The 7,611-nt window shown below is 69.8% G+C and carries 5 protein-coding genes and 1 pseudogene; all 6 read right to left on the minus strand.

The window, feature by feature from the left end; genetic code table 11:
• The coding region (locus AC08OQ_RS15740) for a lanthionine synthetase LanC family protein (RefSeq protein WP_476612150.1) at window positions 1-784 on the minus strand (784 nt) is incomplete at its 3' end.
• Window positions 785-888: 104 nt separating this feature from the next.
• Window positions 889-2,091: a methyltransferase, FxLD system gene (gene fxlM / locus AC08OQ_RS15745; protein WP_476602136.1), complete on the minus strand. Its 1,203-nt coding sequence runs from the start codon at window positions 2,089-2,091 to the stop codon at window positions 889-891.
• Window positions 2,092-2,301: 210 nt separating this feature from the next.
• Window positions 2,302-5,322, minus strand: a complete 3,021-nt coding sequence (locus AC08OQ_RS15750) for a lantibiotic dehydratase (RefSeq protein WP_476605390.1) — start codon at window positions 5,320-5,322, stop codon at window positions 2,302-2,304.
• Between the two features lie 86 nt (window positions 5,323-5,408).
• The gene (locus AC08OQ_RS15755) at window positions 5,409-5,570 is read right to left on the minus strand and encodes an FxLD family lanthipeptide (RefSeq protein ID WP_462187817.1); all 162 of its coding nucleotides are present in this window, start codon (window positions 5,568-5,570) and stop codon (window positions 5,409-5,411) included.
• Between the two features lie 386 nt (window positions 5,571-5,956).
• Window positions 5,957-6,667: pseudogene (locus AC08OQ_RS15760) on the minus strand (creatininase family protein).
• A partial coding sequence (locus tag AC08OQ_RS15765; protein WP_476612151.1) for a hypothetical protein occupies window positions 6,664-7,611 on the minus strand: 948 nt, incomplete at its 5' end. The gene AC08OQ_RS15765 and the pseudogene AC08OQ_RS15760, both read right to left, overlap by 4 nt.

A 7,611-nucleotide genomic window follows, 5' to 3' on the forward strand; every position in this document is an offset into this window, starting at 1 on the left:
CCTCAAACCCGCTTAACTTCGAAGAGCCGATTTGGTGCAGGGCGTCGAGGTGGCCGGGCACGACGATGGCCTGGCGGTGGGCGAGAGCGAGTAGCGCGAGAGGACCTGCGACGCCGTGGGCCATCCCGAGGTCGGCGTGGCCGTCCGCGAACGCGTCAGCCGGCGCTCCGACGGGAAGGTCGCCGCTCCACCAGCCCGGCAGTGTCAGGCCACCTGTGCCAATGGCAGGCAGGGGTTCGGCGAGGCGGACGAGGTACGCCAGGACCCGGCGAAGCTGATCTGCGTCTGGGCGGGAGGTGAGGAGGTGAGCGCCGAGTCCCGTCAAGCCGCGGACGAGATCGTATTCGGCGCGTTCCGGTCGCTGGCCGGCATCGATACGCCGGTTGGCTGCGGCGAGGCGCAGGTCGGTCATCTCCGTGACGGCGCTGTCCAGGTGCTGGCGGGCGGATCGGTAGCGGCCGGGTGGAGCTGCCGTGGCGAGCGTGAACGCGAGGGCCGGGGCGCCGAACCACAGGCCGGCTCGCGCCCCGACGCTCAGCTTCTCTCGTGTGGCGGCTTTGAGCCAGGCGTCGACGGTGGCCCAGCTACCGACGCCATCGCGGGCGCGTAGGCCGTGGAGCACGGCGACGCCCGCGGCGCCGGCGGCCAGCGACTGGCCGCGCCAGGGCTCTCTGGTCGACGCCTGATCGTTACCGGCATGGGGTGGGGGTGGTGCGGTCAGCGCGTCGGCGAGACGGGCCGCGACGGAGGAGGCACGCGTTCGCAGGTCGCTGCTCAGGAGCATGAGGCACCTCCGGACGATCCGGCCGGTTCGGCGAGGGACAGCAAGCCAGTGGTGTCCAAGAGACGCCGCTGGCAGGTGCCGTCTCGCCGACGCGGGCAGGTGGTTCAGTAGGTGACGATGATCGCGCAGTCTTTCTTGACGATCGCGTGGTTGGGAATGCTGGCCTGAGCGGTCAGAGGCATGGCGGTCAGGGACGGGCGGGCTTTGCGGTCGGTGTTCCAGGTGTGGATGTGTCCGCACAGCCGCTCGGCGAGGGCGTGGCCGTCGGGTCCGTGTCCGTGGGCGCCGAGTTCGTAGACCGGGTCGGGGCCGTCCGACCGGCGCTTGATGAGGTAGGCCAGTGAGGAGCCGGCGATCAGCGTGGGGCTCAGGTTCGGGATGAAGGGCGTGCAAAGGTCGGCGCTGACCGCGCCGGCGCTGGCGTTGATGCGGCAGACGGCGGGATCGGTCGCGGTGGCGCGTAGCCAGATCCCGTCGATGGGGTCCTGCGGGCCAACGGTGATTCTGGACCAGGCGCTGGTCCGCGGGGTGTTCAGGATGCCGGTCAGCTGGGCCGGATCGATGTCCTGGTCGATGTCGTAGTGGATCTGGACGAGGGGGTCGGTATGGAGCGTGGCGACGCGTTCGATGCCTTGGCCGATCATGGGGACGAAGCCGCCGAGGAACACCGACTCCGAGCGGAGTACACTGTCGTCGCCCTTGACGAAGGCGACGCCGCGGGTCTGGCCCCGCCAGCGCAGCGGCAGGACTACCCGTCCGCCGGGGACGAGTTGGGTGAACCAGGCATCGGGGATGTCACACGCACCGACGGTGACTTCAATCTTGTCGAAGGGTGCGGTGGTGTCGTCGCCGAGCGCGCCGTCGCGGGTCAGGACCCGCACGCCGCTGTAGCCCGCCGCAGCCAGGGCGATCGATGCCTGTCCGGTGACATCCTCGTCGATGTCGGCGGTGACGACCAGCCCGTCGGGGCCGGTGAGTTCGGCGAGCAGCGCGGCGTTGTAGCCCGTGCCGGCACCGACCTCGAAGATCCGCTCGCCGGGGCGGACGTGCAGCTCGTCCAGCATCCCGGCGACGAGGGTCGCGACCGAGGCGCAGGACAGGTGCGTGCCGTCGGGCGCCGTCTTGGTGATGACCGCCTTGTAGGGGTTGTACGCCTCGTCGAGCGTGGCGTCCGGCAGGAACAGGTGCCGGGGCACCGCGTGCAGCGCCTCGACGACAGGGCTGTCGAGGCTGGGCCGACTGCTGGTGATCTTCTTGACCATGTCGGCGTGGAGTTCGGCGGCGGTGCCGGGTGTCGCGGTCGTCATGGGCGTGTCCTTGTCGGAGTGGGATCAGGTCGACTGCTGCGGTCACAAGGGATGGTGTTCGGAGGCAGGAGCGTAGACAGCGGGGTGTTCCCGGCCCGAGGTCGCCGTCTCGGGACGGCCTGCCGCGTTCCTACCGGACATGAGCCGGGCTGACCGCCATACGTCGCGGCGGCGCCAGCGATCTCCATCCTGGTAGATGAGGAGCCGTGCTCATGAGGGTGCCGCCTGCTGGGTGGTGTGCCAGGCGAGAGCGACGCTGCGTGCCAGTCGAAGGCAGGCGGCCTCGTGGTCGCGGTTGATGCCACGGAGGCGGTTGTAGGACAGGTGCAGTAGGGAGCCGGCGACCGTCGCGGGGTTCATCTGGCTGGGTAACGCCGCGCGGTAGGTGGTCAGGGCCTTGGCGCGGGCTGCCCAGGCGTTGGCGAGGTCGCCAGGCAGGTGCGGCAGATCCCTGGGGACGCTGTGACGGCCCAGCCGGGTGGTTTCGCCGACGACGCGATGATCGATAGTCTGCGGCTTGGCGAGGACGCGTGTGGTCAGGTAGTCGGCGGCGGGGCGCATGCCGCCGAGGAACGCGTCGGCGATGTCGAGCATCGACAACGCCGTGACGGTGTCGGGATGCAGCCCGGCCGGTGGTTGACGCAGCGCGGTGATCGCGGCGGTGGTGTCGGCGCAGAACACGGCTTCGGCGGCCTCAAGAGCCGCGTCGGCGCCGTAACGGCCGGCTTCCGGGAAGTAGGTGTCAAAGGCCACCTGGCCGGCGACGCCGATCGCGGCCACCTCGGCGGCCCACGCGCCGAGGATGGCCGCGCGAGCAGCGTGGTTCGCCTCGCCGGTGGCGACGCGGATGCGCAGATGGTCGGTCAGCTCGGTGTTGCGGTAACGGACCATCCACAGCTGCGCGCCGTCGAGCTGGGTACGCAGGCCCGGCAGATGGCTGGCGATCAGGTGGTCCATGGCAGCGGGGTGCGTGTGGACGCGGGCGGAGAGCCATCGGGCGTTCGGGGCGCCGGGGCGGTGGCCGTCGGCGTTGGCCCTGCTGACTAGCGCCGGGGCGAGCTTGTTCGGTGCGGGTGGCCCAGCGCGGAACACGGGGGCGACGATCTCGTGGGCATGCCCGGTCCAGTCAAGGCCCTCACCGGGTACGGCTCGGTTCAGCGTCGCCACGCCTGTGTCCGCCAGCTGCTCGCGCAGGATCGTGCGATGGGCCGGGACCGTGAGGTCCAGCCGTAGCGTCATGTCGCCGTCGGCCAGCTCCAGAAGATCTGGGCACCGATGCCGGTGCCGCCACCGGCCCAGCTCACCGCTCCAGTCGGCGCTCGGCGCGTGGAGTCCGGGCAGGTCGGCGGGGTGGAGGCGCCAGCGTTCGGGTGCCAGGATGATCCGGCCGTAGCGGACCTCGGGAAGGTGCGGCAGCGCGCCCGCGGCCGGTCCGAACTCGAACACGGTCAACGGGGCGGCGAACACGCGCGGCAGGTGCGCCAGGAACCGTGCCAGCGGCGGCATCTGCCGGTCGAGCGTCAGCGCGTGAAAGATCTGCGGATCGATGATGCGGCCGGTGGCGGCCTCGATCAGAAGCAGGCCCCGCCCGGTCGCGGTCAGCGCCAGATCTCCAGGCACCAACCCGCGCGGCCCGTCCGACGGTGGCTCGCCGAGGGCCAGTACCTCGGGCAGGAACTGGGGCAGCCGTGCGACGTTCTGGCCGCGGACGAACTTGGACGGGCAGGACAGCTGTACCGCAGTGGCGCCTTCGTGCAGCACCGGAACCGATCTGTAGGCGCGGGCCATTGCCGCGTCACCAGTCGAGGACTGGAACCTCGCGGTCAGGGTTCCGGTCGCACGGGCGGGAGTCACTGCCAGCTGGTAGTCCCCGGCGTTCAACGCCTTAACGCTCCTGGAGTAGATCTTCGCCGCGATCTCTCCATGGGGCTGGAGGAAACGCGGGTCGAACAGATCACCGGCGGTGACGTGCTCAATCAGCGCATCGGTCAGCTCAACAGGACCGCCGCCCGCGAGCGCCTCCCATGCCAGGGCAAGCAGCCGCCGATCCCGATCGCTCACCGTCGGCGCGGACGCCGGCAGCACCGAGCCCGGATAGCCCGCCGGATAGCCAAGCCCCGATGCGTCGTCGAGCACGTCAAGCAGCGGAACGACGCTGCCGACGCCGTAGCGTTCGACGAACCGGCGGTGATAGTCCGCCCATGCCGCAGGTCCCAATGGTTCTCGGCCCAGCCGCGTCAGGACACCAGCCGCCACAGCCAGATCTGACGCGACAGACCCGGGCAGCTGAAGGTCGCAGTCGAGCACGAGGTCGAGTGCCAAGGGCGAGCGATCCTGGGGCATGATCCGGTCCATCGCCGCGAGCAGCGACGTGCGTGGCGCCACTTGCGCCGCCAGGGCCGGCGCCACGTTGAGTTCACCGAGCCGGGTGTGGATCGTGGTCAGTTCCTCCACCAGCGGCGCGACCTCGACCAGGTCGCACGCACCTGCCGTCCGAAGGACCGTGATCAGATGGCCGAGCGGATCGGTCTCCGTCATCGGCGCCCGCAGGTCGGTGACCAGAAAGTGTTCGGCGACGAGCTGACGCAGCAATCTCTCGATGCGCTCAGGGTCCGCGGCGATGAACGCCTCGTTCAGCCTGTCGGCCAGCTCAGCGAAGCGCACCGGATCGCGGGCGGCATCCCGCACGAGCCGAACCGGCGGAGTAAGAGGGATCTCCGCCTGGCCGTCCGTGTGAGGCACGATCAACCGCCCCGCCCGCTCGACGACGAGACCGCTGAACACGACGGTCACCCGCTCCAGCAGTGGGCCCGTTTCCAGACGGTCGATGACCTCGCCCAGCCACGCGGCGTCCACCCGAGCCGTCGACCTGTGGCGATCCCCGAAGCGCACCGTCCCCACCTGGCCAAACATGGCCGGTGCGACACCTGCGAACAGCGCGAACGGCGTCGCCCGCCCCTCCGCGCGCAGCAGGTATCGCACCACCGTTGCCGCGGCGGCGCGCAGCCGTCGGTCTGTGACCGGCTGCCCGGCCACGATCTGCTCGACCCGGGCAGCCAATGCGCTGCTGGCGAGCGCGACTGGCCCCCGGGCCGCCGGCCAGACCTGCGCCAACCACTCTCTGCACGCTGCCGGGTCCTCCAACACCGGCCAACACGCCACGCTGCCCGGCGCGTTCGTCGCTGCGCGCAGCAACGCAGGACCGGCCGGCCGGTACAGCGCCCCGCCCATCGGCATCGTCCCTTCCCCAGCCTTCGTCAAATCCGCGTCGCCGTGCCGCCCCGACGTCGTCGGGGCGGCACGGCGACGACCCGCGTTTACGAACTGGCGCACGCCGACGGACAGGTCGACGAGCAGCCGTCCGAGGTGTCGCAGTCGTCGCTCGCCACGCACGTGCTGTCATCGACGACGGTGATCGGCAGGTCGAACCAGTCGGCCGGCGCCGGACCCGATGGGCCGACTTCCTGCACGATGGACATCCACGTCTCCTCTCAGTGCCGTTCCCCGGTGTACCTGCCGACCATCCCTGAGCACCACGCTCACAACGTGCATTCGCTTCGGGACGGCGCAGGGCCGGGAGTTACCATGCCGGCCTTCGGCGGTAACGAGAGGTAACAATGCCTCGCCCACGGCGCAAGGTCATTCCCCCGGTGGCGAAGTTTTCTCTTCGCGCCTTGTCCGGTCGCTGACCTGGGAAGATGACCTCCGCCATGTTGGTGTGTTCGGCCAGACACGCCGGGATACATGCCCGGTCGTTCGGGTGCCAGGCGCGGCCTGAGCGCAGCGGACCTTCGTCTCAGTGTGTAGCCGCTTCACCCCGCAGCCCGGTTCTCCGGTGGCCGATGAAGCCGGGAGTAGGGCATGGTCAGCGACCAGTCAGGCCGAGCGCGTCGAGGTGGGCGCTCATCAGGCTGGTCAGGCTGTCCAGGAGCCGTTTGCCCTTCTCCGCGGTAGCGAGCGAGGGACGGCCGATCACGCCTGTCTGCGTGTACGCCGTCATGCCGTGGACGAGGAGGTGCGGTCGGGGGCCGCCTCCCTCGTCGGCAGTCTCCCAGCCGGGCCGGACGAGGTCGGGGTGCACGTGCAGAAGGATGGAGGTCTCCAGCTCGCCGGCGTGCATGTCGTCGTGGGCGGCGGTCTCCAACTCGGCAGCGGCGCGGGCCGCCGCCCAATCTGACCGTCCAGGGAACAGCGTCATGCTCGGCCCGCCGATGTTGGCCTCCTAAACGATGTTGTTCAGGACGTAGTTGCCCCCATGACCGTTGACGAGCACCACCGCGGCGACGCCGGAACGACCCAGAGAGCTGGCGACGTCGCGGATGACCGAGGTCAGAGTCACCGACGAGATGCTCACCGTTCCCGGGTACGAGGCGTGCTCATGGGAGCACGAGAACGTGATCGGCGGGAGCAGGAACAGGCCGTACGCATCGGCCGCAGCTTCGGCGATCGTCTGGGCGATCAACGTGTCTGTCGTGAGGGGGAGGTGAACGCCGTGTTGCTCGAAGCTGCCCACCGGCAACACGGCCGCCCGCGCGTCGACTCGCTCCGCCTCGACGCTGGTCGCCGTGGTGATCATAGGGATGGCTGTCTCCTCGTCGCAGCGTTAACGACCTGGCGAGCGGCGAGGAACTGGCCGACCTCGACCACCCGATCGGCTCCCGCGAGCGCTCCCGCCATGCTGCCGAGTACCAAGTCAGCGCGCGCCGATCCGGTGGCCTGGGCGAGTTCCAACGCACGCAGGCCCTCAGCTCCCGCCTCGGCCAAGCGCCCGGCAGCGGTATGCGCGTCCGCCAACCATGCCCGCCACATCACCTCATCCTGACGCAGCCCGGCCGGCCAGGCCGCCAGCACCTCGTCCAGTAGCCTTGTCGCCCCGTCCAGGTCGCCGACCAGCCGCCGGCAGTGACCTTCGTATGCCGCCACGTAGAGGTCCGTGCAGTGCCCATCCAACGGGTCCGGGTCGCGTTCAGCACCAGCCAGCAGCCGAACCGCCTGACGGACCGCAGCACGGGAGGCTGCGGTGTCGCGGTTGAGGGCATGCCCGTGCGCCTGCCGGACGAGACACAGCGCGGCGGTACACGCACTGCTGGAATCGAGGGCCGCCGCACCTTCTCCCAGCGCGATAGCTTCCCCGCCACGTCCCTGATCAGCCGCCTGCTGAGCCCGTCGCATCAGGACATAGCTCGCGGTGCGACGGTCGCCAGCCTCGGTCGCCTGGCTAAACGCCAACTCGGCCCACTTCCGCGCAGCACCCGGACGTCCGAGGCTGTCGGCAAGCCAGGAAAGAAACTCCGACCACCGAGCCTGGACCGCGAGCAACCGATGGCCCTCGACCGTTGACGCCCGGCGGAACGCATCGAGCACTTCAAGCTGACCCTGGACCAGGCTCCACACCGAGCCGGCCCCACTGTCGTTGACTCTCCCCGCGATCAGACTCAGTAGATCGACCCAATGCTTCACCGGATCGGCGGTGCCAATGGCCAGCGGTTGATTGAACACATCCGACTCAGACACAGGAAA

Source organism: Frankia sp. CcCS3 (assembly GCF_977927575.1).

What these genes read in the sequence shown, in the direction of transcription:
- AC08OQ_RS15750 (WP_476605390.1), bottom strand. Translation starts at nt 5,322, where the DNA reads ATGGGCGGGGCGCTGTACCGGCCGGCCGGTCCTGCGTTGCTGCGCGCA.
- AC08OQ_RS15755 (WP_462187817.1), bottom strand. Translation starts at nt 5,570, where the DNA reads ATGTCCATCGTGCAGGAAGTCGGCCCATCGGGTCCGGCGCCGGCCGAC.
- fxlM (WP_476602136.1), bottom strand. Translation starts at nt 2,091, where the DNA reads ATGACGACCGCGACACCCGGCACCGCCGCCGAACTCCACGCCGACATG.